Below are 292 nucleotides of genomic sequence, written 5' to 3'. Positions count from 1 at the left end.
ACACGCAGCGCGCAGTCATGCGCTTGGCGAAGCGCCGCTTCACGATGGACGTGCGGCCGTAGCTGTCGGTGTTCTTCTGGCTGTAGTCGATGATCCCGAGCTGCACGCCGGCCTCGGTGTCGCCCAGGTCGCTCACCTCGCCAACAACCGCCAGGCCGCACGCGGGCGCGCCGGTGATGCTGATCGTCAGCTCGACCCCGTACAGCGGCGGCAGGTCGGTCAGCGTCAGGTCGGTGCGAGCCTCCGGGACGCTGAAAAAGTAGTCGTACCAGGTGGCGACGGGAAGCGCATC

General features: G+C 67.5%; 1 pseudogene. It reads right to left on the bottom strand.

The features are described from left to right. Nucleotides 1-292: pseudogene (locus tag D3A59_RS04190) on the bottom strand (hypothetical protein); the annotation flags it as partial.

The organism is Caldimonas tepidiphila, assembly GCF_003569765.1.
GTDB lineage: Bacteria > Pseudomonadota > Gammaproteobacteria > Burkholderiales > Burkholderiaceae_C > Caldimonas > Caldimonas tepidiphila.
This window is presented reverse-complemented; position numbering and strand designations above follow the sequence as displayed.